General features: G+C 63.4%; 22 protein-coding genes. 14 read left to right on the forward strand and 8 right to left on the reverse strand.

Features of this window, described 5'->3' with window-relative positions:
- Positions 1-146: 146 nt before the first annotated feature.
- Both ACOZK4_RS22125 and ACOZK4_RS22130 read right to left on the reverse strand, forming a co-directional pair.
- Positions 147-1,940, reverse strand: coding sequence for a DUF882 domain-containing protein (locus tag ACOZK4_RS22125; RefSeq protein ID WP_421594148.1), 1,794 nt, complete (start codon positions 1,938-1,940; stop codon positions 147-149).
- Between the two features lie 196 nt (positions 1,941-2,136).
- Positions 2,137-3,675 (reverse strand): sigma-54-dependent transcriptional regulator, encoded by a 1,539-nt coding sequence (locus ACOZK4_RS22130; RefSeq protein ID WP_421593827.1) that lies wholly within the window; start codon positions 3,673-3,675, stop codon positions 2,137-2,139.
- A gap of 163 nt (positions 3,676-3,838) precedes the next feature.
- Here ACOZK4_RS22130 and ACOZK4_RS22135 point away from each other — a divergent pair, with 163 nt between their 5' ends.
- The 5 genes from ACOZK4_RS22135 (at position 3,839) to omp10 (ending at position 9,615) form a co-directional block, all read left to right on the forward strand.
- Entirely contained in the window at positions 3,839-5,692 is a 1,854-nt protein-coding gene (locus ACOZK4_RS22135) for a M3 family oligoendopeptidase (RefSeq protein ID WP_421593828.1), read from the forward strand.
- A gap of 18 nt (positions 5,693-5,710) precedes the next feature.
- Entirely contained in the window at positions 5,711-6,868 is a 1,158-nt protein-coding gene (locus ACOZK4_RS22140; protein WP_421593830.1) for an aminodeoxychorismate synthase component I, read from the forward strand.
- Positions 6,853-7,473 (forward strand): aminotransferase class IV family protein, encoded by a 621-nt coding sequence (locus ACOZK4_RS22145; protein ID WP_421593831.1) that lies wholly within the window; start codon positions 6,853-6,855, stop codon positions 7,471-7,473. The genes ACOZK4_RS22140 and ACOZK4_RS22145 overlap by 16 nt, the downstream gene beginning before the upstream one ends.
- Before the next feature lie 148 nt (positions 7,474-7,621).
- Positions 7,622-9,073 carry a homospermidine synthase gene (locus ACOZK4_RS22150; RefSeq protein ID WP_421593832.1) on the forward strand — a complete coding sequence of 484 codons (1,452 nt, stop codon included), beginning with the start codon at positions 7,622-7,624 and terminating at the stop codon, positions 9,071-9,073.
- 170 nt (positions 9,074-9,243) lie between these two features.
- Complete coding sequence (omp10, locus tag ACOZK4_RS22155) at positions 9,244-9,615, forward strand: outer membrane lipoprotein Omp10 (RefSeq protein ID WP_421593834.1); 372 nt, start codon at positions 9,244-9,246, stop codon at positions 9,613-9,615.
- 2 nt (positions 9,616-9,617) lie between these two features.
- Here omp10 and ACOZK4_RS22160 read toward each other — a convergent pair whose 3' ends face one another.
- Positions 9,618-9,830, reverse strand: coding sequence for a hypothetical protein (locus ACOZK4_RS22160; RefSeq protein WP_421593835.1), 213 nt, complete (start codon positions 9,828-9,830; stop codon positions 9,618-9,620).
- Between ACOZK4_RS22160 and ACOZK4_RS22165 the strand changes: the two genes are divergently transcribed.
- The 4 genes from ACOZK4_RS22165 (at position 9,820) to ACOZK4_RS22180 (ending at position 14,574) form a co-directional block, all read left to right on the forward strand.
- On the forward strand, positions 9,820-11,790 hold the full coding sequence (locus tag ACOZK4_RS22165) for a 5'-nucleotidase C-terminal domain-containing protein (RefSeq protein ID WP_421593836.1): 1,971 nt from the start codon (positions 9,820-9,822) through the stop codon (positions 11,788-11,790). The two genes, ACOZK4_RS22160 and ACOZK4_RS22165, sit on opposite strands and share 11 nt — an antisense overlap.
- Positions 11,791-11,941: 151 nt before the next feature.
- Positions 11,942-12,973: a ferrochelatase gene (gene hemH / locus ACOZK4_RS22170; protein ID WP_421593837.1), complete on the forward strand. Its 1,032-nt coding sequence runs from the start codon at positions 11,942-11,944 to the stop codon at positions 12,971-12,973.
- A 108-nt stretch (positions 12,974-13,081) separates the two neighbouring features.
- The gene (locus ACOZK4_RS22175) at positions 13,082-14,113 is read left to right on the forward strand and encodes an SPFH domain-containing protein (protein ID WP_421594149.1); all 1,032 of its coding nucleotides are present in this window, start codon (positions 13,082-13,084) and stop codon (positions 14,111-14,113) included.
- Positions 14,114-14,115: 2 nt separating this feature from the next.
- A complete protein-coding gene (locus ACOZK4_RS22180) occupies positions 14,116-14,574 on the forward strand; it encodes an NfeD family protein (protein ID WP_421593839.1) in 459 nt (152 codons plus the stop codon).
- A 6-nt stretch (positions 14,575-14,580) separates the two neighbouring features.
- Here the strand turns inward: ACOZK4_RS22180 and ACOZK4_RS22185 are convergent, their stop codons facing one another.
- Entirely contained in the window at positions 14,581-15,576 is a 996-nt protein-coding gene (locus ACOZK4_RS22185; RefSeq protein ID WP_421593840.1) for a KpsF/GutQ family sugar-phosphate isomerase, read from the reverse strand.
- Between the two features lie 166 nt (positions 15,577-15,742).
- On the opposite strand from ACOZK4_RS22185, the gene ACOZK4_RS22190 reads away from it, so the two are divergent.
- Entirely contained in the window at positions 15,743-17,215 is a 1,473-nt protein-coding gene (locus ACOZK4_RS22190) for an outer membrane beta-barrel protein (protein ID WP_421593841.1), read from the forward strand.
- On the opposite strand, the gene galU is transcribed toward ACOZK4_RS22190, so the two are convergent.
- Entirely contained in the window at positions 17,216-18,103 is an 888-nt protein-coding gene (galU, locus tag ACOZK4_RS22195; protein WP_421593843.1) for a UTP--glucose-1-phosphate uridylyltransferase GalU, read from the reverse strand.
- A gap of 201 nt (positions 18,104-18,304) precedes the next feature.
- Between galU and ACOZK4_RS22200 the strand changes: the two genes are divergently transcribed.
- Both ACOZK4_RS22200 and ACOZK4_RS22205 read left to right on the forward strand, forming a co-directional pair.
- Positions 18,305-19,525: a lytic murein transglycosylase gene (locus ACOZK4_RS22200; protein WP_313521926.1), complete on the forward strand. Its 1,221-nt coding sequence runs from the start codon at positions 18,305-18,307 to the stop codon at positions 19,523-19,525.
- A gap of 139 nt (positions 19,526-19,664) precedes the next feature.
- Positions 19,665-20,804, forward strand: a complete 1,140-nt coding sequence (locus ACOZK4_RS22205) for a DUF459 domain-containing protein (RefSeq protein ID WP_421594150.1) — start codon at positions 19,665-19,667, stop codon at positions 20,802-20,804.
- A 2-nt stretch (positions 20,805-20,806) separates the two neighbouring features.
- On the opposite strand, the gene ACOZK4_RS22210 is transcribed toward ACOZK4_RS22205, so the two are convergent.
- Genes ACOZK4_RS22210 through ACOZK4_RS22220 form a run of 3 tightly spaced genes read right to left on the reverse strand, consistent with a single transcriptional unit; the run spans position 20,807 to position 23,156 of the window.
- Positions 20,807-22,150: a sensor histidine kinase gene (locus tag ACOZK4_RS22210; protein ID WP_421593846.1), complete on the reverse strand. Its 1,344-nt coding sequence runs from the start codon at positions 22,148-22,150 to the stop codon at positions 20,807-20,809.
- A complete protein-coding gene (locus ACOZK4_RS22215; RefSeq protein ID WP_313521920.1) occupies positions 22,147-22,812 on the reverse strand; it encodes a response regulator transcription factor in 666 nt (221 codons plus the stop codon). Before ACOZK4_RS22215 ends, ACOZK4_RS22210 begins: the two co-directional genes overlap by 4 nt.
- Positions 22,812-23,156 carry a PepSY domain-containing protein gene (locus ACOZK4_RS22220; protein WP_421593847.1) on the reverse strand — a complete coding sequence of 115 codons (345 nt, stop codon included), beginning with the start codon at positions 23,154-23,156 and terminating at the stop codon, positions 22,812-22,814. Before ACOZK4_RS22220 ends, ACOZK4_RS22215 begins: the two co-directional genes overlap by 1 nt.
- A 111-nt stretch (positions 23,157-23,267) precedes the next feature.
- Here ACOZK4_RS22220 and ACOZK4_RS22225 point away from each other — a divergent pair, with 111 nt between their 5' ends.
- Entirely contained in the window at positions 23,268-23,531 is a 264-nt protein-coding gene (locus ACOZK4_RS22225) for a PepSY domain-containing protein (protein WP_313521916.1), read from the forward strand.
- 45 nt (positions 23,532-23,576) lie between these two features.
- A partial coding sequence (locus ACOZK4_RS22230) for a calcium-binding protein (protein WP_421593848.1) occupies positions 23,577-24,446 on the forward strand: 870 nt, incomplete at its 3' end.

Genomic DNA, 24,446 nt, shown 5'->3' on the forward strand with positions numbered 1-24,446 from the left:
CCCGCTTCCATTTCAGGGTATCTCTCATTTCTGCCCATCTGTCATCATCAGCCCAGATGGATGAGCTGTTGCAGACACTTCAAAAATTCAAACAAAAAAGCCCGCTGGATCGCTCCAGCGGGCTCTTTGATCTCTGTCCTCAGGGCTCATTCGAACTTGCGGACTTCCATGAAGTTCACCGCATTGCCACTGAAGCGGGCGCTGTCGATCGACTTGCCCTCCGGCTGGAAGCCGGCCATGTAGACGGTGGTCGGCGCGGCGCGCAGCGTGCGGCTCACGAAGCGCGGCGCTTTGACCGGCTTGGAGAGCGTCGCCATATCGCCCTGCTCCAGCGCCCACTTGGAAATGATCTTCTGCGTCAGCTTCGGCTCGGTGCGGATCGCGCCACGGCTTGCGGCATCGGCGTCCTTTTTCTTCGGACGGCCACCCTTCGACGGCGTTTCCTCGACAGCCTTGCCATCGAAGGCATCGACGCCCGCCAGCGACCGCGTGGCGCCGGCATTGTCGGAAACAAGCGCGGCCATCTCGACCGGATTGCCCTGATCGTCACCCGCCGTCGGATCGGCAAGGGCGGCAAGTCCCGAACGGTCCGCGGTGGACGGAAGCGCGACCTTGGCCTCGGCCGCCGCCATCAGCGCGGTCTGCGACTGGTCATCAAGCTCGACCTGCGGACGAAGGCCCGGCACCGGCACCATGGCCAGTTCCTCGCCGTCTTCCGCCGCAGCGGCCGCGACAGCCGCCGTCATGGCCTCACCGGACTGGGCTTCACCGGGCTGCGCATCGCCGGCCTGGGTGCGGGCACCCAGCATGACGGGCAGCGGCACCTTGTAGGCCGACAGGTCTTCGAATTCAGGCTTCTGCTCTTCGGTCGTCGTCGCCGCTTCGAGGGCCGCGACCGCACCGCTCGTCGTCGGTGCGACAAGGGCGAGCTCGCTGGTCGTCTCGGCCGCCTTGAAGGCGGGGCGGCTGCCCGGAACCGGCGCGTTGAACGCAAGTTCGGTTTCGGCTTCGGTCGCAACCGGTTTTTCTTCGGCAACGGCCTTCGCGGGCTTGCCACCGGATTCGCCGCCTTCGTCGAAGGAATCGGCGATCGTGACATTGCTGCTCGCGATCATTTCGGGTTCTTCATCCTCGTCGCCACCGCCGCCGAAGAGCGCGGCGAGGAAGCCACCCTTGCGCTTGGACGCCGTCGGCGTGGAACCGCCGCCCGCAACCTGGATGGCGTCAGAACCGACGCGACGCTTGTAATCGGCAACGGCCTGCTGGTAGCCCGGCAACGGCTTGCCGTCCGTCGGCACATGCATGGTCTTGCCGTCCGGGAAGAGGCGGACGAGCTCCTGGCGGCTCATGCGCGGCCAGGCGCGCACGCTGCCGACGTCGAGATGCACGAAGGGCGAACCGGAGGTCGGGTAGAAACCGACGCCGCCGACCTGGAATTTCATGGCGGTGGCGCGCAGTGTCGCGAGCTTCACGCCCGGAATATAAAAGTCCATCGCCTTGCCGAGCATATGCTGGCTCTTCTTGGCGACACCCTTGGAGCGCGAGCGCAGCATGCCGTTCGTGGCCGGCGAGCGGTAAGCGGAGACGACGTTGATGTAACCGCTGCCGCCGACCTTCTGATAAACTTCCCACACGAGGTCGAAGAGGCGCGGATCCATGCGCGTCGGCTCGTTGCGGCGCCAGTCGCGCAGGAACGTGTTGAGCTGCTTCAGGCCGCGCTGGTCATACCGACCGTTGCGCTTGAAAGTGATCTCGGCCTTTTCCTTGGTGTGGATGAAGAAGAGCTTGAGCGTGCGGTTGCCGCTCTCGGCCTGAACCGTCGCGGGAATGGCCGTCGGCAGAATGAGGGCAGCAGAGAGCACAGCCGTGGACAAAGCCTTGGGCAGCTTTTGCAACACTGTTTTGCAGAGGCTGCCAAGGGTGTTCCCCCGGCGCTTCATCGATGCGAACAAATTTGCCAACTCTTTCCCCGTCCGAAGGACAACGAACGTCCGTTATCCCAGATGACTGCCAATTGCGGTGAGAGCATGGCAAATCCGCCACACTCTTCGACGCGCACCCGTTATAGTGAACAATCCACTAACAGGGAATAAACGGCAATCAGGAAATCTCAAACGGCCGGGATTCCAACGGTTTTTACGCGGCTTCCTTCAGCGGATTGTCCGGATCGATGCCGTAATCCTTGAGTTTGCGATAGAGTGTCGAGCGGCCGATGCCCAATTTGCGGGCAACCTGGCTCATCTGGCCATGATAGAATTTCAAGGCAAAGCGGATGAGTTCCTCCTCGACATCGGCCAGTTTGCGTACATGGCCGCCCTTGTCGACACTCGGAATCGCATTGTCAGGCGTGCCGTGGACATCGGAGGAAACCGATTCGTTCGGCCGGAAATCCGGATAGACGCTCGGCAGGCGCGCATCGCCTGCAAGCTCTGGCGTGTGGGCCGATGTCGCCTCCCAGGTGACCGCGCCATCCTCGGCCAGACCGTAACCCGGCACCTGCGCGGCGATCTGCGGGAAGTCCGTTGCGTTGAGCTCCGCCCCTTCCGACAGCACGACGGCGCGGAAGATGGCGTTTTCCAGCTGGCGGATGTTGCCCGGCCAGTCATAGGCCGTCAGGAGCGCCATGGCGCCGGCGGAGACGCCGAGCGGGCGGGCCAGCTTCTGCTCGCCGGCAAAGCGCTGCACGAAGGCGCGCACCAGAACCGGAATGTCCTCCTTGCGACGGCGCAGCGCCGGAATGGTGATCGGGAAGACGTTGAGGCGGTAATAGAGGTCCTCGCGGAAGCGGCCTTCGCGCACTTCGTTGATGAGGTCGCGGTTGGTCGCCGAGATCAGGCGGACATTGACCTTCTGCGGGAAGCGCGCGCCGATCGTCTCGATCTCGCCCTGCTGCACGGCGCGCAGAAGCTTCACCTGCACGTCGAGCGGCAGGTCGCCGATCTCGTCGAGGAACAGCGTCCCGCCATCGGCCTCCATGAATTTGCCGGTATGGCGCTCCGTGGCCCCGGTGAAGGCGCCCTTTTCGTGGCCGAACAGGATGCTTTCCACCAGATTGTGCGGAATGGCGCCGCAGTTGACGGTGACGAAGGGCTTGTGCGCCCGGTCGCTGCCGGCCTGGATGGCGCGGGCCACCATTTCCTTGCCGACACCCGATTCGCCTTCCAGCACGACCGGAATGTTCGACTGGGCGGCGCGGCGGCCAAGCTCGATGACACGCATCATTTCGGAACTGGCCGAAACGATATCGTCGAACTGCACGGTCTCCGTGCGCCCCCGGCGTCCGCCGCGGCTGCGCCCTTCCCGCTGGTCGACCTTCAGCGCGTTGCCGAGGGCAACACCGAGGCGCTCGGGGGAAACTGGCTTCACCACGAAATCGAAGGCACCGGCACGCATGGCCATGACCACGGTCTCGATGCCGCCCTGCCCCGTCTGCACGATCACCGGGATCGTGTTTTCGCGCTCTGCGAGCGCGTCGAGGAAGGCCGAGCCGTTCATTTCCGGCATCATCAGGTCGAGCAGGATCACATTGATCAGACCGCCCTTGCGATCGAGCATGTCGAGACCCGCACGGCCGTTTTCCGCCATATGGGCGACGTGGCCGGAGCGCTCGATCATGTTCTTCAACAGCCTGCGCTGGACAGGATCATCGTCGATGACAAGAATATGGGCCGTCACTGGAACCTCCTTGCCCAGGCGTGCGTCATGCACGCCGAAGGGAACTGAACACCAGCGGACCATGACAGGAAGGGTTGAACATGCCGTTTTGAGAAAGGCTTGCATTTTAACCAATGCCGACGCAAGCAAGGGGCCGATCTGCCCACCAGGAAGAGAGATAGAGATGACGCGTAATTTCCCCGCACCCCGGATCACCTTCGCCCCGGCGGATGCCGCCGCAAGCGCCGAACTGGGCGAGCTTCCCGGCTGGAACCTCGGCGATCTCTATCCCTCGCCAACCTCTCCGGAATTCCAGGGCGATATGAAGAAAGCCGAGGCGGGGGCGCTCGCCTTCGAAGCCCGGTGGAAGGGCAAGCTCGACGCCGCCACGGAAAAAACCGGCGACGAGGGCATCGGCGCGGCCGTCAAGGAATTCGAGGCGCTGGAAGACGTGATGGGCCGTCTCATCTCCTTTGCCGGCCTCACCTATTTCACCAACACGACCGAGCCGGCGAACGGCAAGTTCTATGGCGACGTGCAGGCGAAGCTGACCGATCTCGGCGCGCATCTCCTGTTTTTCTCGCTTGAACTCAATAGGATAGCGGACGAGCGCATCGAAGCGGCGCTGACGAACGACGCCCTTGCGGCACATTATCGTCCGTGGATCGAGGACCTGCGCAAGGACAAGCCCTACCAGCTCGACGACAAGACGGAACAGCTCTTCCTCGAAAAGTCGATGACGGGTGCGGCCGCCTGGAACCGTCTGTTCGACGAGACGATGGCCTCGCTGCGCTACACGATCGACGGCGAGGAGCTGCCGCTCGAAATCGCCCTCAACCAGTTGCAGTCGCCCGACCGTGAGGCGCGCCGCAAGGCCGCGCAGGCCCTGGCGAAGACCTTCCAGGACAACATCCGCACCTTCTCTCTGATTACCAATACGCTGGCCAAGGACAAGGAAATCTCCGACCGCTGGCGCGGCTTCGAGGACATCGCCGACAGCCGGCATCTGGCGAACCGCGTCGAGCCGGAGGTCGTTGCAGCCCTCGCGGAAGCGGTACGCGAAGCGTATCCGCGCCTGTCGCACCGCTACTATGCGATGAAGGCGAAGTGGCTCGGAATGGAGCAGATGGAGTTCTGGGATCGCAACGCGCCCCTTCCCGAAACACCCGATGCGACCATCCCCTGGACCGAAGCGCGCGACACCGTGCTCGCCGCCTACGGTGCCTTCGCGCCTGAAATGGCCGACATCGCCAAAAAATTCTTCGACAAGGGCTGGATCGACGCGCCGGTCCGCCCCGGCAAGGCGCCCGGCGCCTTCGCCCATCCGACCGTGCCTTCGGCGCACCCCTATGTTCTCGTCAATTACATGGGCAAGCCGCGCGACGTGATGACGCTCGCCCACGAGCTCGGCCACGGCGTGCATCAGGTGCTCGCCGGCGGCCAGGGCGCGCTGATGGCCTCGACGCCGCTGACGCTGGCCGAAACGGCCTCCGTCTTCGGTGAGATGCTGACCTTCCGCAGCCTGCTCGACAAGACGAAGGACAAGCGCGAGCGCAAGGCCATGCTCGCCCAGAAGGTCGAGGACATGATCAACACAGTCGTGCGCCAGATCGCCTTCTATGAATTCGAGCGCAAGGTGCACACCGCCCGCAAGGAAGGCGAGCTGACCGCCGAGCAGATCGGCGAACTCTGGCTCTCCGTGCAGGGTGAGAGCCTCGGCCCGGCGATCCGCATTTCCGAGGGCTACGAGACCTATTGGGCCTATATCCCCCACTTCATCCACTCGCCCTTCTACGTCTATGCCTATGCATTCGGCGATTGCCTGGTGAACTCGCTCTATGCCGTTTACCAGCAGGCGGAAGCCGGCTTCCAGGCGAAGTATTTCGACCTGCTCAAGGCCGGCGGCACCAAGCATCATAGCGAACTGCTGAAACCCTTCGGCCTCGATGCCAGCGATCCGTCGTTCTGGAGCAAGGGACTGTCGATGATCGAGGGGCTGATCGACGAACTGGAAGCGCTTGATAAGGCCTCCTCTTAAAAGAAGCCGGACATCAGCATGACCGATCGCGAACGCTTTGTGCTCCTCAGGGACGACCGCGAGGACCGGACGGTGGTTTTCGCCGATCCGCTCGCCGTGGTCACCGTGCGCGATCGCGCCGGCTTCGAGCCCGCCTTCGCGGCGTTGCAGGCTGCCCATGAGGAGGGCCACTGGATCGCCGGCTTCATGAGCTATGAGGCCGGCGATCTCTTCGAGGAGAAGCTCGCTCCCTTCGCGGAAGAAAATCGCCCGACGCCGCTGATGAGTTTCGGCATTTTTGAAAAGCCGGCTGAGGATCATCCGCTGGCAAAACCGCGCCAGCGCACAGAAAACGAACCGTTGCTGTCAGAGCCGAAAGCGCACTGGGATTTCGAGACCTATCGCAGCCGCTTCGAGCGCCTGCACCGGCATCTGCGCGAGGGCGATTGCTACCAGGCGAACCTCACCATGCCGATCCGCGCCCGCTGGACCGGCGATCCGCTCGCCGCTTTCTGGTCGCTGATCGAACGCCAGCCGGTGCGCTACGGCGCTTTCGTCTCGCTCGACGGGCCGCAACTGCTCTCCCGTTCGCCGGAACTGTTCTTCGATATCGACAGGGACGGCTGGATCGAGACCCACCCGATGAAAGGCACCGCCCCGCGTGGGGCGAACGCGGCGGAAGATGCGGAAATCATCGCCGCCATGCAGGCCGACCCGAAGTCGCAGGCGGAAAACCGCATGATCGTCGATCTCCTGCGCAACGATATCTCGCGCATTTCCGAGGTCGGCACGCTGCACGTGCCCAAACTCTTCGCCGTCGAGACCTACCCGACGGTGCACCAGATGGTGAGCCATGTGCGGGCAAAGCTGCTGCCCGGCATCGCCATCCGCGATATCTTCGCTGCCCTCTTCCCTTGCGGCTCGATCACCGGCGCGCCAAAAATGAGCGCCATGAAAATCCTGCACGATCTGGAGGACGGCCCGCGCGACGCCTATTGCGGCGCCATCGGCATGATCGCGCCTGACGGCACCATGCGCTTCAACGTCGCCATCCGCACGATCTCGATCTTCGAGGACGGCAACGCCGTCTTCAATGTCGGCGGCGGCATCGTCTTCGATTCAACCGCCGAGTCGGAATATGAGGAGTGCCTGCTGAAGGCGCGGTTTGCCGTGGGGGACCAATGGATCTCTCGCTGATCGAGACCCTGCGTTGGGAGCCCGAAACCGGCTTCGTGCGGCTGGAGCGCCATCTGGCACGGCTGGCGCATTCGGCCGACGCACTCGGGTTGCCGGGGGCCGGAAAGGCCGGGAAAGCTCTGGCCGCAGCACATGCCGGTTCCGAAACACCTCTCCGCATCCGCCTCGAACTCTTCGCCGATGGCCGGATCGAAGTCCAGACTGCCGCCTTCACCCCTCTCGCGCCAGACGCCACATGGCGGCTCAAGATCGCCGAAACCTGCCTCGCCTCCAGCGATCCGCTGCTGCGCCACAAGACCTCACGCCGCGCGCTCTATATCGCGGCGCGTGCGGAAATTCCGGCAAGCGAAGCCGACGAGGTGATCCTGCTCAACGAACGCGGTGAGCTCTGCGAGGGAACGATCACCTCGCTTTTCCTCGACGACGGCTCCGGCATCCTGAAAACCCCACCGCTTGCCGCCGGTCTGCTGGCCGGCGTGCTGCGCGCGGAACTGCTGGAAAGCGGCAAAGCCGTCGAGGCCGTTCTGCGGCTGGACGACCTTTCCAGGAGCGAAATCTTCGTCGGCAATTCGCTGCGCGGGCTGATCGCCGCCGCGCTCGTGTGAGCGACTGACGCTAGTTAACAATATCGCGGCAGAAAACCGCGCTTTCCCTTTATTGTGACAGAAATCTGTGCTCTAGCGCTGCCATTATGCTATGGGGCCGTCAAACCCCCGATTTTTAGCGCAAAGCGGCCGTCCGCAGGAGACCCAAATGGCAGACAGCACCTATCCGGTACATGGCGAAATCACCGGCCCGATCGTGATGATTGGCTTCGGTTCGATCGGGCGCGGCACGCTGCCGCTCATCGAGCGCCACTTCAAGTACGACCGGAACCGGCTGATCGTCATCGAGCCGCGCGAAGACGCCGCCGACGCCGAAATCTACGCCCGCCATGGCGTGCGCCACATCAAGGCCCATGTCACCAAGGACAACTACAAGGAGCTGCTGAAGCCGCTCCTCACCGAAGGCGAAGGCCAGGGCTTCTGCGTCAACCTGTCGGTCGATACCGGCTCCGTCGACCTGATGAAGCTGTGCCGCAAGCTCGACGTCCTCTATATCGATACGGTCGTCGAGCCCTGGCTCGGCTTCTATTTCGACAAGGACATGAAGAACGCCGACCGCACGAACTATGCACTGCGCGAAACGCTGCGCAAGGAGAAGGAAAAGAATCCGGGCGGCACGACGGCGGTTTCGACCTGCGGCGCCAATCCCGGCATGGTCTCCTGGTTCGTCAAGCAGGCGCTCCTGAACCTCGCCAACGATCTCGACATCAAGTTCGAAGAGCCCGCGCAGGACGACCGCGAAGGCTGGGCGAAGCTGATGAAGAAGGTCGGCGTCAAGGGTATCCACATAGCCGAGCGCGACACCCAGCGCACCAAGAACCCGAAGCCGTTTAACACCTTCTGGAACACCTGGTCGGTCGAGGGCTTCATCTCGGAAGGCCTGCAGCCGGCCGAACTCGGCTGGGGCACCCATGAAGAGTGGATGCCGAAGAACGCCAAGAAGCACAAGAAGGGCTGCAAGGCCGCGATTTACCTGGAACAGCCCGGCGCCAACACGCGCGTGCGCTCCTGGTGCCCGACCCCCGGCCCGCAATACGGCTTCCTCGTCACCCACAACGAGTCGATCTCGATTGCCGACTTCTTCACGGTGCGCGACAAGGACGGCCACGTCACCTACCGCCCGACCTGCCACTATGCCTATCACCCGGCCAATGACGCGGTGATCTCGCTGCACGAGATGTTCGGCAACGGCGGCAACCAGCAGCCGGTCCTGCATGTCCTCGACGAGAACGAGCTGGTCGACGGCGTCGACGAGCTCGGCGTGCTGCTCTATGGCCACGACAAGAATGCCTACTGGTACGGTTCGCGCCTGTCGCTGGAAGAAACCCGCCGCATCGCTCCCTACCAGAACGCGACCGGCCTGCAGGTAACCTCGGCCGTGCTCGCCGGCATGGTCTGGGCGCTGGAAAACCCGAAGGCCGGCATCGTCGAGGCCGACGAGGTCGATTACAAGCGCTGCCTGGAAGTGCAGACGCCCTATCTCGGCCCGGTCGAAGGCCACTACACCGACTGGACCCCGCTTGACGGCCGTCCGGGCCTCTTCCCTGAGGACCTCGATACGAAGGATCCGTGGCAGTTCAAGAACATCCTCGTTCGCTGAACCGCCCTATAGAACCGAATGCCAGACGCCAGCGGCCAAACCGCGGGCGTCTTCGCTTTCAATGGGATAATGCCCGTTCGCTACCATGCGTATCTTGCTTTCGCAGGCTCTTCACGGCATGGTTTGCCGAATTGGACGGGCGGTTTGCCGCCGTGACCCTGGAGACCCCTATGAAGCCGATCACAGTCCTCAGCCTGCTGACCGCCGCCGTCGCCCTTTCCGCCTGCCAGAGCGACCGCGCGCCGCGTGAGCTGCCGCCGATCCAGCAGCCGCAGCAGACCGGCGTCGAGGGCGCCTGGGTCGATCCGAACGGCATCGTCTCCACGTTCCAGGCCGGCACGTTCTCGACGCGCACGACCGATACCAACCAGCTCCTGGCATCCGGCACCTATGTCAACACCTCGCCGACGCTGGTCGAGATCAACATGACCTCGCTGGTGCGCAACACCCAGTCCAAGGTCAATTGCGCACTCGTCAGCCAGCGCCAGCTGAACTGCACGACGGCCGAAGGCGCGCAGTTCTCGCTCGCCCGCCGCGCGTAACGTCAGGCAGAGATCGAACGAAAGGGCCGCAAGGCCCTTTTTTCGTTTTGGCTGATAAGCCTCGCCCGGTTTCGCTTCCCCTCTTTTCTCTTGAAGTTGCCGCCGAGCGGTGAAAACATCCGCTCGGCCGGCTGTCCCCTTTCCGCTTTGAAGGAGAAACGGACGGCCCCTGTCGCGCTCTCCAGCGCCGGCACAAACAAGGAGATGAGAACCATGACGATTTTCCGATCCGGCTTTCTCGCCGCCTCCATCATCGCGCTCTCCAGCGGCTCGGCACTCGCCGATTACGAGCTGAACATCCTGCACATCAACGACCTGCATTCGCGCATCGAGGCGATCAACAAGTTCGATTCGACCTGCTCGGCCGAGGAGGAAGGCAAGGGCGAATGCTTCGGCGGCGTGGCGCGCCTGAAGGCTGCGATCGACGCCCAGCGCCAGGCGCTGTCGGGCAAGAACGTGCTCCTCCTCAATGCCGGCGACAATTTCCAGGGCTCGCTCTTCTACACGACCTACAAGGGGGCGGCGGAAGCGGAATTCCTCAATCTCATGAAGTTCGACGCCATGACCGTCGGTAACCATGAATTCGACGACAGCGAAGACGGTCTCGCCGCCTTCCTCGACAAGGTGCAGTTCCCGGTCGTCACGGCCAATGTCGCCGCAGGTGCCAGCTCGAAGCTCGGCGACCGGATAAAACCCTTCATCGTGCTCGACCAGGGTGGCCAGAAGATCGGAATCGTCGGCGCGGTCGCCAACGACACGGCGGAACTCTCCTCGCCCGGTCCGAACGTACTGATCGGCGACGACGTCGCCGACATCACCGCCGCCATCGGCGAATTGAAGAAGCAGGGCGTCAACAAGATCATCGCGCTGACCCATGTCGGCTATCCGCGCGATCTCGCGGCGATCGCCAAGATCCCGGACGTCGACGTGGTGGTCGGTGGCCACACCAACACCTTCCTCTCCAACACCTCGGACAAGGCGGAAGGCCCCTATCCGACGCTGGTCGACAATCCCGGCGGCTACAAGGTGCCCGTCGTGCAGGCCGGCGCCTATACGAAATATCTCGGCGACCTGAAGGTCGTGTTCGACGATGCCGGCGTGGTGAAGGAAGCCTCCGGTGAGCCGATACTCATCGATTCCAAGATCAAGCCTGATGAGGCCGTGCTCGCCCGCATCAAGGAACTGTCAGGCCCGATCGAGGAACTGAAGAACAAGATCGTCGCCGAAAGTTCAGCCCCGATCGACGGCTCGCGCGAAACCTGCCGCGCCGCCGAATGCGCCATGGGCAATCTCGTGACGGACGCCATTCTCGACCGCACCAAGGATCAGGGCATCAGCATCGCCATCACCAATGGCGGGGGCCTGCGCGCCTCCATCGACGGCGGCCCGGTCTCGATGGGCGAGGTGATCTCCGTCCTGCCCTTCCAGAACACCGTCGCAACCTTCCAGCTCAAGGGCTCCGACCTCGTCGCCGCGCTTGAAAACGGTCTCAGCCAGATCGAGGAGGGCGCCGGCCGTTTCCCGCAGGTCTCCGGCCTCAAATACTCCTTCGACAAGTCGAAGCCGGCCGGCAGCCGCGTCGTATCCGTCGAGGTGAAAGAGGGCGATGCCTTCGTGCCGCTCGATCCGGCCAAGACCTACGGCGTCGTCTCGAACAACTACATGCGCTCGGGCGGCGACGGCTATTCGGTCTTCGCGAAATCCGGCCAGAACGCCTATGATTTCGGCCCGAACCTGGAGCTCGTCGTCGCCGACTATCTGGCCGCACACCAGCCCTACAAGCCCTATACGGACGGCCGCATCACCGAGGTTGCGTCAGCCGCAATGGCCGGCAACGAGACAAAGCCGACGACATCGACGGATACGGCTGCGAAATCGACGGAGGGGGCTGCAACGACGAGTGACGCCGCTTCCGGCACGATAACAACCGAAGCCAAACCCGAGACATCCACCGACACGACCGCAAAGTCGGCGACCGAGGGGGCGGCGACCACGACCGAGGCAGCCGCCACGGCCGGCGGCAAGCATGTCATTGCCCGTGGCGATACGCTGTGGGATCTCGCCAAGGCCGCCTATGGTGACGGCACGCTGTGGCGCAAGATCGCGGAGGCCAACGGCAATCCGCGTCCGCGCGCGCTGCATGTCGGCAATGAGCTGTCCATCCCTACGAAATAGGGCCCCACAAAATAAGGACAATTTGTCTCCACTATTTCTGCCGGTCCGGGCTATCCCGGACCGGCATTTCTTTTTAGAACCATTCCGAACCGGACGGCCCTCCGCCGCGTATAAGAACACCGAACGCCAACCGCACGCACAGGACCGAAACATGCAGGACATCGCCGCCAAGCCCGCCAGCCATCCGCCCGTCAAGCACGGCAAGGTCGGCGTCCTGCTCGTCAATCTCGGCACGCCTGATGGCACCGACTACACGTCCATGCGCCGCTACCTGAAGGAATTCCTGACGGACAAGCGCGTCATCGAATGGCCGAAGATCGCCTGGTATCCGATCCTGTTCGGCATCGTGCTCAACACGCGGCCCGGCAAGGTCGGCAAGGCCTACGAGACGATCTGGAACAAGGACAGAAACGAGAGCTACCTGCGCACCTATACCCGCAGCCAGGCCGAGCTGATGGCGGCCTCGCTTGCCGAGCACAGCCATGTCGTCGTCGACTGGGCCATGCGCTACGGCCAGCCTTCCATCGCCTCGCGCATGGAATACCTGCAGAAGCAGGGTTGCGAACGCATCCTGGTCTTCCCGCTCTATCCGCAATATGCGGCAGCGACGACGGCGACCGTCAACGACAAGGCCTTCGAATTCCTGCTCAAGCAGCGCTGGCAGCCGGCGCTGCGCACCGTGCCGCCCTATCACGACGACCCGACCTATATCGACGCGCTCGCCGTCTCGATCGAAAAGCATCTGGCGACACTCGACTGGGAGCCGGAGCGCGTGCTGACCTCCTTCCACGGCATTCCGAAAAGCTATTTCGACAAGGGCGACCCCTACTATTGCCAGTGCCAGAAGACCGCACGCCTGCTGCGTGAGCGTCTCGGCTGGTCGGAAGAGAAGCTGATGATCACCTTCCAGTCCCGTTTCGGACCGGAGGAATGGCTTCAGCCCTACACCGACAAGACTATCGAGAAACTGGCGCAGGACGGCATCAAGCGCATCGCCGTGCTCAACCCCGGCTTCGTGTCCGATTGCCTCGAAACGCTGGAAGAGATCGCCGAGCAGGCGGCCGAGAGTTTCCACCACAATGGCGGCGAGAAATTCGCGCACATCCCCTGTCTGAACGACACGCCGGAAGGCATGGCCGTCCTGGAAAAGGTCGTGCGCCGGGAACTATCCGGCTGGATCTGAAGCGGATAATTCTGGCTCCCGGCCAAATAGACTGGCATCGCCGCGCGTATCCCTTAAAGTGGCCGCGCCGCAGCTGTGCGGTAGGCTTTAGGGGAGAATGCAATGAATTTGACAGGATTTGATATCTTCGTCATCGCCGCGGTGGGCTTCGTCATTGTGGTGATCATTGCCGGGATCAAGACGATTCCGCAGGGCTACCAGTACACGGTGGAACGCTTCGGCCGTTACACCCGCACGCTGGAGCCCGGCCTCAACCTCATCATCCCCTTCATCGACCGCATCGGCGCAAAGATGAACGTCATGGAGCAGGTGCTGGACATCCCGACGCAGGAGGTCATCACCCGAGACAACGCCAGCGTTTCGGCAGACGGCGTCGCGTTCTACCAGATCCTCAATCCCGCCCAGGCAGCCTATCAGGTCGCCAATCTGCAAAACGCCATCCTCAATCTCACCATGACCAATATCCGCTCGGTCATGGGCTCGATGGATCTGGACGAGCTTCTGTCCAACCGCGACGTGATCAACGACAAGCTCTTGCGCGTCGTCGATGAAGCGGCCAATCCGTGGGGCATCAAGATCACCCGCGTCGAGATCAAGGACATCGCGCCGCCGAAGGATCTCGTCGATTCGATGGGCCGGCAGATGAAGGCCGAGCGTGAAAAGCGCGCGCAGGTGTTGGAAGCCGAAGGCGCGCGCAATGCGCAGATCCTGCGCGCCGAAGGCGCCAAGCAGTCTGCCATCCTTGAGGCCGAAGGCCAGCGCGAGGCCGCCTTCCGCGACGCCGAAGCCCGCGAGCGCCTTGCGGAAGCCGAAGCCAAGGCAACGAGGGTGGTGTCGGAAGCCATCGCCGCCGGCAATGTGCAGGCGATCAACTACTTCGTCGCGCAGAAATACACCGAGGCCATGGCCGCGATCGGCAAGGCGCCGAACTCGAAGATCGTGCTGATGCCGATGGAAGCCTCCGCGCTGGTCGGCTCGCTGGGCGGTATCGGTGCCATCGCGCGCGAAGTCTTCGGCGACGGCGGCTCTGCACAGGCTGTCAACACGCCGCGCGTGAGGCAGGCAACGCCGGCAACCACCACCACTGCCTCGACGCCCGCCTTCCGCAACCCGTTCGACACGCCGCCACAGGGAACGTGAGCATGATCCAGCGCATCGTCACGGAACTCGGCCCCTGGGCCTGGTGGGTGCTCGGGATCGTGCTCCTGATCCTCGAAGTCATGATGCCCGGCGTCTTCCTCGTCTGGATCGGCATCGCGGCGATCGTCACCGGCGCGCTCTCGCTCGCGCTGTGGGAGAGTGCGTTCTGGACTTGGCAGGTGCAGTGGCTGATCTTCGCCGTCCTGTCGCTCGCTGCGGCCCTCGTCGGTCGGCGCATCGTCAATGCGCGCGGTCGGTCCTCCGACCAGCCGTATCTCAACCAGCGCGGCCAGAGCCTCGTCGGCCGCACGGCGACGCTGGAGCAGCCGATCGCCGAAGGGCGCGGCCGCATCCGTCTCGACGACACGATGTGGAGCGTTCAGGGACCGGACCTGCCGATCGGCGCGCGTGTACGCGTCACGGCCAGCAACGGCCGTGATCTTACCGTCGAACAGGTCTGATAGCGATCAGGCGACGCCGATCCGGAGCAGATCGTGGAAGTGCACGACGCCGACGGGGCGGAAGGTCTCGTCGGTCACGATCAGCGCGGAAATGTTGTACTGGTTGAGCAGGCCGAGCGCCGATGTCGCCAGCGTCGAGGGCTTCACCGTTTTCGGATTGCGCGTCATCAAGTCATCGACATCGAGTTCGGCAAGGTTGCGCGTCAGGTTGCGGGCGATATCGCCGTCCGTGACGATGCCGACGAGGATGCCCTCGTCATTGACGACGCCGACGCAGCCGTAGCGCTTCTGCGCGAGCGTCATGACGGCATCCTGCATCGAGGTGCCAAGGCCAACCAGCGGCATATTCTCACCGCTGTGCATGATATCGCCGACATGCGAGAGGCTTGCCCCCAGCTTGCCGCCGGGATGGAAGGTCTTGAAATCGGTCGCGGTGAAGCCGCGCGCTTCGAGAAGCGCAACGGCGAGCGCATCGCCGAGCGCCAGCTGCATCAGCGTGGACGTCGTCGGCGCGAGGCCGTGCGGGCAAGCTTCCTGTTCCTTCGGCAGCAACAGAAGCGTATCCGCCTCGCGCGCCAGGGCCGAGCGCTCACCCGAGGTGATGGCGATCAGCGGAATCTGGAAGCGGCGCGAATAGTTGATGATGCCTTGAAGCTCGGCACTTTCGCCACTCCAGGACATGGCAATGATGACATCGTCGCGCGCGATCATGCCGAGGTCGCCGTGATTGGCTTCGACGGGATGCACGAAGAAGGAGGGCGTGCCGGTCGAGGCGAAGGTCGCCGCGATCTTCGCGCCGATATGGCCAGACTTTCCAATACCCGTGACAACGACACGACCGCTGATGTCGCCGATCAGGCGCACAGCCTCGGAGAACGCGTCGTAGAGCCCCCCTTGGAGTGCGGCCGAAAGGGCGATGAGCCCGGCCTTTTCCGTCTCAACGGTCCGAATTGCGGAGGCGATAGCGCCGTCGCCGTCAACGTTTGCCTGTCTTTTGATCATGCGGCCTCGTTATCTCCTTTGCCTGTCATTGTCCATGCACGAATGAAGGCACGGCGTTACGGCGTGTGAATCCGCTAACATCAACCAAGCGTTAACCACGACGGTTTACGTTCGCTTAGGAAATTCGGAAAGATCGCAGGCCGCAATCATGGCAGAGGCAAACAGAATGGATCGCGGGGCACGCCTGCCCCGCTCGTCGCGGCGTCTGGCCGGGCTTCTGCTCGCCGGGACGATGCTCGCGACGACACCCGCCCTTGCCCAGGATGCGAACGGCACGGACACCACGACCTTCGGCGAGCCTCTCCGAACACAGACCGGCACCACCGGCCAGACGGCGACCGCAACGGACGCGACGACCGGCGCGACCACGCCCATCCTCTCCGCCGACCAGCAGGCCGCGATTGCCGATGAGGACGTGACCGGTGCGATCCGCCGCACGGCGCCTGAATCCGAACGGCTGAACCTGGCGGAAGGATCTGTCGACGATCTGCGCAGCCGCACCGCCGACGACCCGTATGAGCCAACCGGCATCAGGCTCGGCACATTCGTGCTGAAACCCTCCCTGACGCAGGGCCTCGGCTTTGAGCGCAACCGCTCCGGAAACACATCGACGAACCGCACTTTCTCGCAGACCAGCATAAGGGGCTCGCTGACCTCGGACTGGTCCCGCCACCAGCTCACCATCGATGCCGAGGGTATCTACCAGCGCAACATCAGCGGCACGGGGGAAACCGAACCGCAGGCCCGCATCAACGGTGATCTCCGGCTCGATCTCAGCGACGACACGATCGCCAACATTACCGGCGGATACGCTTTCGAGCGCGAAAGCTCGAGCGATCCCAATGCCGTCGATGGCGCGAGCGTCCAGTCCGGTGTGCAGACACTGACCGGCGGCGCGCGCGTCACGCGCGATTTCGGCCTCATCCGCGGCACGCTCGGCACCGAGATCGAACGTCGGACCTACGGTTCGGCGACGCTCAGCAACGGCACGAAACTCGATCTTTCCTACCGCAACTATACCGAAGCGACCGTGACAGGCCGCATCGGCTACGAGCTCTCGCCCGCCCTCATCCCCTATCTCGAGGCCTCCGTCGGACGCTCGTTCTATGACGACAAGACCGATCCGCTCGGCTACCGGCGCTCCGCTACGATGCTCGGCGGACGGGCCGGGATGGAAGTCGATCTCGGGGAAAAGCTGCGCGGCGATCTCGGCGTCGGCTACGAGCAGGCCTCTTTCGACGACACAAAGCTCGATGCGATTCGCGCGCTGACGGTCGACGGCTCCGTCTTCTGGTCACCGCAGCGCGGCACGGACCTGAGGCTCGGCTTGCAGACGCAGATCGAACCCTCCACCACGGGCGGCCAGAGCGGCTATGTCAGCTATGCCGCGAATGCCGAACTGACCCACGAACTACGCGACAATCTCGTCGCCCGCTTGAGCGGTGCCTATACGTGGCGCAACCTCCCGGAAGCGCTCGGCACCGACCAGAACATCTATCTGGTCGGCACGGGCCTGACCTGGAACATCAACCGCTGGCTGGCGATGACCGGCGACGTCTCCTATGAACTGACGCGCCAGGCGCGCGCGTCCGACACCGGCGTCACGCGCGCCGGCATCGGCCTTACGCTTCGCCGCTGATTACTTCAGTCCGGCGACGAGCTCTCGGAGCGGACCTTCCACCGACGGGCGGATATCGGCGCGCGCCAGCGCGAAGGCGATGTTGGCGAGGATGAAGCCATCCTTGGCACCGCAGTCATAGGTCTCGCCGCGGAAGTGATAGGCGGCGAACTTCTGGTCGCCTGCAAGCTTCACCATGGCGTCCGTCAGCTGGATCTCGTTGCCGGCGCCGCGCTCCTGGTTGGCGAGGATCGGAAAAATTTCCGGCTGAAGAATGTAGCGACCGTTGATGAAGAAGTTGGACGGCGCCGTACCCGGCGCCGGCTTCTCGACCATCTTGGTGATGGCGAAACCGTCACCCACCTTCTCGCCGACGCCGACGATGCCGTATTTGTGCGCCTGGTCGGGTGCACATTCCTCGACGGCAATGACATTCGCGCCGCTGTGCTCGAAGAGTTCGACCATGCCCTTCATGCAGCCCTTCTCGGCCTTCATGATCATATCGGGCAGAAGCAGCGCGAAGGGCTCGTTGCCCACCAGTTCACGCGCGCACCAGACGGCGTGGCCAAGGCCGAGCGGCTCCTGCTGACGGGTGAAGCTCGTCGAGCCAGCGACCGGCAGGATGCTTTCGAGCAGCGTCAGCTCGGCGGTCTTGTTGCGCTGGCGCAGCGTCTGCTCGAGCTCGACCTGGATGTCGAAATAGTCCTCGATGACCGCTTTGGAGCGACCGGTGACGAAGATGAGGTGTTCGATGCCGGCGTCCAGCGCCTCGTCGACGACATACTGGATGACCGGCTTGTCCACGACGGTCAGCATCTCCTTCGGCACGGCCTTGGTGGCCGGAAGGAAGCGCGTGCCGAGGCCGGCCACTGGAAACACTGCTTTGCGAACCTTACGTGTCTGCGACATTCTTCACCTCTTCGAGCCCGTTGCCGTCATGGCCGGGGTCCATATGTGTGGGATTAGAATCGAATTGCTATTTTTTTGCAAAGAGAGACGGGACAAAAGTTTGATGGTAAAGAATTTGTTGACTTCGTTTTTATAAGTTTTGCGTTCAGCCGATGGTTCCGCGCCATCGTACCGAAATTTGAGAAACGGACACGACAGCCGATGACACAGAATCTGAAGACCGTTCTGCGCCGATCTGCGCTTACCCTGCTCCTCTCGGCCGGGCTTTTCGCCCAGGCGACGGCCGCCCGCGCCGACGCCCGCTTCCAGAAATGGATCGCCGATTTCTACCAGACGGCATCGGATGCCGGCATCAGCAAATCGACCTACCAGCGCGCCTTTTCCGGCGTGAAGACGCCCGATCCCGAGGTGCTCGAAAAGGCCGCCTACCAGCCGGAATTCAAACACACGATCTGGGATTACCTCGATTCGCGCGTCAATCCCTATACGGTGCGCATCGGCCAGGAAATGGCCGCCAAGCACGGCCGCACACTTGCCGCGCTGGAGCGCCATTTCGGCGTCGATCGCAATATCCTGCTCGCCATCTGGTCGATGGAATCGAACTACGGCGCCGTCTTGAAGAAGGACGACCGACTGCACTATGTGCCGCGCGCACTGGCGACACTCGCCTATGCCGACAAGAAGCGCTCGAAATATGCCCGCACGCAGCTGGTCGCGGCGCTGAAGATCATCCAGCGCGGCGATATCGATGCCGGCGATATGACCGGCTCCTGGGCCGGCGCCATGGGCCACACCCAGTTCATCCCGACGAGCTACCTGCTCTATGCAGTCGATGCCGACGGCAACGGTCACCGCGACATCTGGAATTCCGTGCCGGACGCACTGGCGACGGCGGCCAATCTGCTTGCAAAGAACGGCTGGCAGGGCGGCAAGACCTGGGGTTACGAGATCGTCGTGCCCGATGGCGGCAGCAAATATTCCGGCCAGACCAAATCGCTTGCCCAATGGGCCAAGCTCGGCTTCCTGCGTCCTAACGGCAGCGGCTTCAAGAACGGCACCGACCGCGCCGAGCTGAAACTGCCGGCAAACGGCGGACCGGGCTTCCTGATGACCAAGAACTTCTTCGTCATCAAGCGCTACAATGCGTCGGATTCCTACGCCATGGGCGTGGGCATGCTGGCCGACCAGATCGCCGGTTATGGCGGCGTCAAGCAGCGCTGGCCGCGCCCGGATGGCACGCTCGACATGACGGAAAAGTTCGAGCTGCAGACGCGCCTCAAGGAACTCGGCTATTATGAAGGCGAGGTCGACGGCAATTTCGGCTCCGGTTCCAAAGCCGCAATCCAGTCCTTTCAGAACCGCATGGGCATGGATGCCGATGGCGAACCGAGCCAGAAGCTCCTGAAGGTTCTGCGCCGATAAATCCCGGCAAAACGAAATCGGGGCGCTTCGGCGCCCCTTTTGCGTTCTGGCGCTTCCTCTTGCCGGCGGCTTTTGCCATCATGCCGCCACCGCGCTCCGGCAGGATCGTGGTGCAGACGAAAGAGTTTTCGCGATGAGCATGATGACGACCCGAATTGTGCGCCTCAGTCTCGCTTTTGCCCTTGTGGCAAGCGTGATGACGCCGGTCGTGCCTGCGAGCGCCCAGGAGCGCGTCCAGCGCAAGTCGATCCTTCAGCTGCTTTTCGGCACGCCGAAACAGCGGGATATCGAGCCCGAGCCGCAAATCAAGAAGCCGCGCACCGTCAACCGCAAGAAAAAACAGCCTGCCGCCGTCGCAACAACACCTCAGCCGGCGGCCATCGAAAAGTTGCCGGATGCCAAGGTCGTGCTGGTCGTTGGGGATTTCATCGCCGGCAGTCTCGGTGAAGGCCTGATCGCTGCCTTCGAGGCCACGCCCGGCATCATCGTCGAGCGCCGCACGAACGGTTCCTCCGGCATCGTGCGCGAGGACTATTACGACTGGCCCAATACGCTGCCCACCATCCTGTCCGAAACGAAACCCGCCCTCGTCGTCGTCAGCATGGGCGCAAACGACCGTCAGTCGATGAGCGTCGCCGGCCAGAAGGAGAAGTTCCGCTCCGAGGCCTGGACGAAGGAGTATGAAGCGCGCGTGGACCGGATTGCAGGCCTCGTGCGCAAGGACGGCAAGCCGCTCTTGTGGATCGGCATGCCGGCCTTCCAATCCTCCGCCCAGACCGCCGACATGACGACGTTGAACAACCTCTACCGCGCTGGCGTGGAAAAGGCGGGTGGCGAGTTCATCGACATCTGGGACGGTTTCGTCGACGAGAACGGCAAGTTCGTCACATCGGGCTCTGACATCAACGGCCAGCAGGTGCGTCTGCGCGGTTCCGACGGCATCAATTTCACCAAGGCCGGCAAGCGCAAGCTCGCCTTCTATGTGGAGAAGGAAATCCGCCGCGTGCTCGGCGATGCCGTAAGCGGCGTCAGCCAGCAAGGCGACCTCAAGGACCTCATCGTCGCGACGCCCGCGACCGAAGACACGGAAATCACCAAAACCCAGCCCATCGGCCTTGCCGATCCCGCACTCGACAGCGGCACGGCGCTGCTCGGCGGCACCGTCGTCAAGGGCAACGGCAAGAGCCTGCGCGAAAAGCTGGTCGAAAAGGGCGAGATCGCCGATGCGCCGCTCGGCCGGGTCGATAATTTCCAGATAAAGAAAACCGCTACGCCCTGAGATCAGGCAACGATCCGCGGCAGCGTGATTCGGGCGCAGAGGCCGGGATTGCGGTTTTCGAGGACGAGCGTGCCGTTCGCTTCCTCGACAAAACTCTCGGCGATGGCAAGTCCAAGCCCCGCGCCTTCGCTGGTCGTGTCGAGCCGTCCGCCGCGTTTCAGCACGAACCCGATTTCGCTGTCCGGTATGCCGGGACCGTCGTCGCTGACCTCTATGATCGCCGCCCCGCCCTCGGCCCGGCCGGAAATGCTGACCGTGGTGCGGGCGTAGCGGGCGGCGTTTTCGGCAAGGCTGCCGAGAACTTCCGCAAGGTCCTCCGCGTCCATGCGCAGCACAAGGCCGGGCTCGATCTCCTGCTGCCAGTCGAGATCGCGCCCTGCCGGCGTGCGTGAGATGACGCTGACGACCTGCGCGGCGACACGGCCGAGATCGCTGCGAGCTGCGTGGCTTCGCTCGGCCTGCCGGGCCCGCGCCATTTCATGGTCGACATGGCGGCGCATGCGCAGGATGATCGCCTCGATATCGCGCGCCACCGCCTCCTCCCCCCGTTCGCGCAGCCGCAGCACATCGCCGGAGAGGATTTGCAGCGGTGTCTTGAAACCATGCGCCAGATCGGCTGCCCGCTCGCGGGCCTTGCGCAACTGGTTTTCCCGCGATTGAAGCAGCGCATCCACCTCACCCGTCAGCGGCAGAACCTCGTCCGGAAAGTCGCTGCCGAGCCTTTCCGCCTTGCCGGCACGGATTGCGGAAAGGCGTGCCGTCAGCGTTGTCAGGGGGCGCAGGCCGACGAATATCTGCACGAAGCTCGCAGCCAGAAGCAGCGTGGCAAGCACCTGGAGATAGGGCAGCAGGTCACCCTCGAATTCATCCGTCGCGCGGGAAATGTCGCTCCGGTCGATGGCGACCGCGACCCGCATCGGTTTTGCGCCGGCCTGCGCCGGCGTCACGACCTCGCGCTCCACCAGAAGCAGCATCACGTCGCCCGGCCCCGGCACGGTTTCCATATGCACGACGCCTGCGGCGATATCCGGCATCGTCAGCACGTCGTCCCAGAGCGAGCGTGAGCGCAGTCGTTTTCCGTCACTCTCGATCTGCCAGTAGAGGCCCGAGAGCGGCCGGTCGAAGCGCGGATCGACCGGTGGCGCGGCGAGCACGAGCGCCGAGCCTGGCTGCTCGGCGATGCCGGCAATGATCTGGTTGAGATGCAGCACCAACTCGGAGGCGATGCGCCGCTCCACATGCCGCTCGAACAGGGTGGAAAGAACGAAGAAAGCCGCCACGAGGGCGGCGATGATCGAGGCTGCACCGGCAAGGGCAAGCCGCAGGCGCAGCGAGCGCCGCGTCATGGGGCGTTTTCGCCCATATAGTAGCCAAAGCCGCGGCGCGTGCCGATCGCCACCGCGCCGAGTTTTTTGCGCAGCCTTGCGACGAGGGCCTCCAGCGCATTGGCATCCCGCGAAAAATCGTCGCCGTAGAGATGCTCCTGCAATTCGGTCGGCGGCACGATGCGGTCGCGGTGATGGCCGAGATAGCTGACAAGACGGTATTCGAGCGGCGTCAGCGCCTGCGGCACGCCGTTGACGCTGACGCGCATGGCGCGCGTATCGATCGACAGCGGACCGACGGCGATGGTTGCTGCGCCATGGCCGACGGAACGGCGGATCAGCGCACGGGCGCGGGCAAGCAGTTCCTCGAACTGGAAGGGTTTCGGCAGGTAGTCGTCGGCCCCCGCATCGATGCCTTCCACGCGCTCGGCCCAGCTGCCGCGCGCCGTCAGCACCAGCACGGGCATGTGGCGGCCGTTGCCGCGCCAGCGCTTCAGAACCGACATGCCGTCCAGACCCGGCAAACCGAGATCCAGCACGATGAGATCGTAATCCTCGGTATCCCCAAGGAACCAGGCATTTTCGCCATCTGACGCGATCTCGACCGTATAGCCGGCCCCCGTCAGCACGGTGGAAATGTCGGCCGCGATGCGGGCATCATCCTCGACGAGTAGCAGGCGCATCAGTCGGCATTGTCCTCGATGATCGCCATCGACTTGGCATCGAGCTGAAGCTCGACGATCTGGCCGGAGGGCTGGATGAACTCCAGTTCGTATATATAGCGCCCGTCCTCGCGCTCAAGCTCCACTTCGATCAGATCGCCCTGAACGTGCTTGCGCGCCTCCGCGATGATCTCCTCCAGCGGCCGCACCAGCCCCTGTTCAAGCGCCTGGCGGGCCTGTTCATGCTCCAGCGCATCATCGTCGTCATCGCCATCGTTCGCAGGCGCGCCGATGGAGGGTGCCAGCGAGAAGCCGAGCAGGAAGACGAGAGCCGTCGGGAGGGGGGAAAGGAGCTTCTTGATCATGGGCTCTTTCATACGCGGATGAAGCTGACAATTCGCTGACAGGCGCTGTCAGGCAAGCAACAGGCGCCGCATGCGAAACCCTTTTCCGACAGCACAGGAAAGGACCTGCCAATGCGTATCAGAACGATCGGCCTTCTCGCCGCAAGCCTCCTCGGCCTCGCCGTTGCCGCCCCTGCTTCCGCCGAGACCGCGCCTGCCCGCAAGACGATGGAACAAGTGGTCACCGACCTCTCGGCCAAGGGCTATGCGATCCGCGAGATCGAGATGGACGACGGCCATTTCGAGGCGACCGTGATCGACCCCAAGAACATCGTCAGCGAAGCCAAGATCGACGGCGTGACCGGCGAAATCCTGCGCCTCGAGCGCAAGCACTGACCCTCTCCCACTTCTGCACACCACCATTCGAAAAGGATAATTCTCATGGCTAAGATCACCGGCACCTCCGCCGCCAACACGCTCAAGGGCAAGTCCACCGCTGATGACATTTACGGCTATGCCGGCAACGACAAGCTCTTCGGCTTCGGCGGCGACGACGACCTGAACGGCGGCGCAGGCAATGACTGGCTGCAGGGCGGCACGGGCAATGACGAACTGACTGGCGGTGCGGGCCGCGACACCTTCGTCTTCTCCAGCGGCCGCGACGAGATCGACGACTTCTCCACCCGTGACGACAAGATCGTCATCGACACCAAGCTCGGCATCAAGTCCTTCGCCGACCTGATGAAGACCGCCAAGGTGGTCGATGGCGGCGAGGACGTGCGCTTCGACTTCGGCAAGGGCAACACGCTGACGCTTGAGGACACCAAGCTGTCCAGCCTCAAGGCCAGCCACTTCGCCTTCCAGAATGTCGACACGGCGGAACCGAAGGACCCGCTGTCGGGCCATGACACGCTGACCGGCAACGCCAAGGCCAACAAAATCTCCGGCGGCGCCGGCAACGACAAGATCTACGGCCTCGACGGCAACGACAAGCTGAACGGCGACAGCGGCAACGACAAGCTCTATGGCGGCAACGGCCATGACGAGCTCGATGGCGGCACGGGCAACGACTATCTGTCGGGCGGTGCCGGCAATGACGAGCTGGAAGGTGGTGCCGGCAATGACCGCCTCAACGGCGGCTCCGGCGTCAACGAACTCGAAGGCGGCGCCGGTCGCGACACCTTCGTCTTCGCGAAAGGCAAGACCGAGATCGACGACTTCAAGGCCGGCTACGACAATATCGAGATCGCCAAGTCGCTCGGCGCATCGAGCTTCGCCGACCTCTCGAAATTCGCCCGCACGGCCGATGGC

Source organism: Shinella sp. M27, assembly GCF_049199905.1.
Taxonomy (GTDB): domain Bacteria; phylum Pseudomonadota; class Alphaproteobacteria; order Rhizobiales; family Rhizobiaceae; genus Shinella.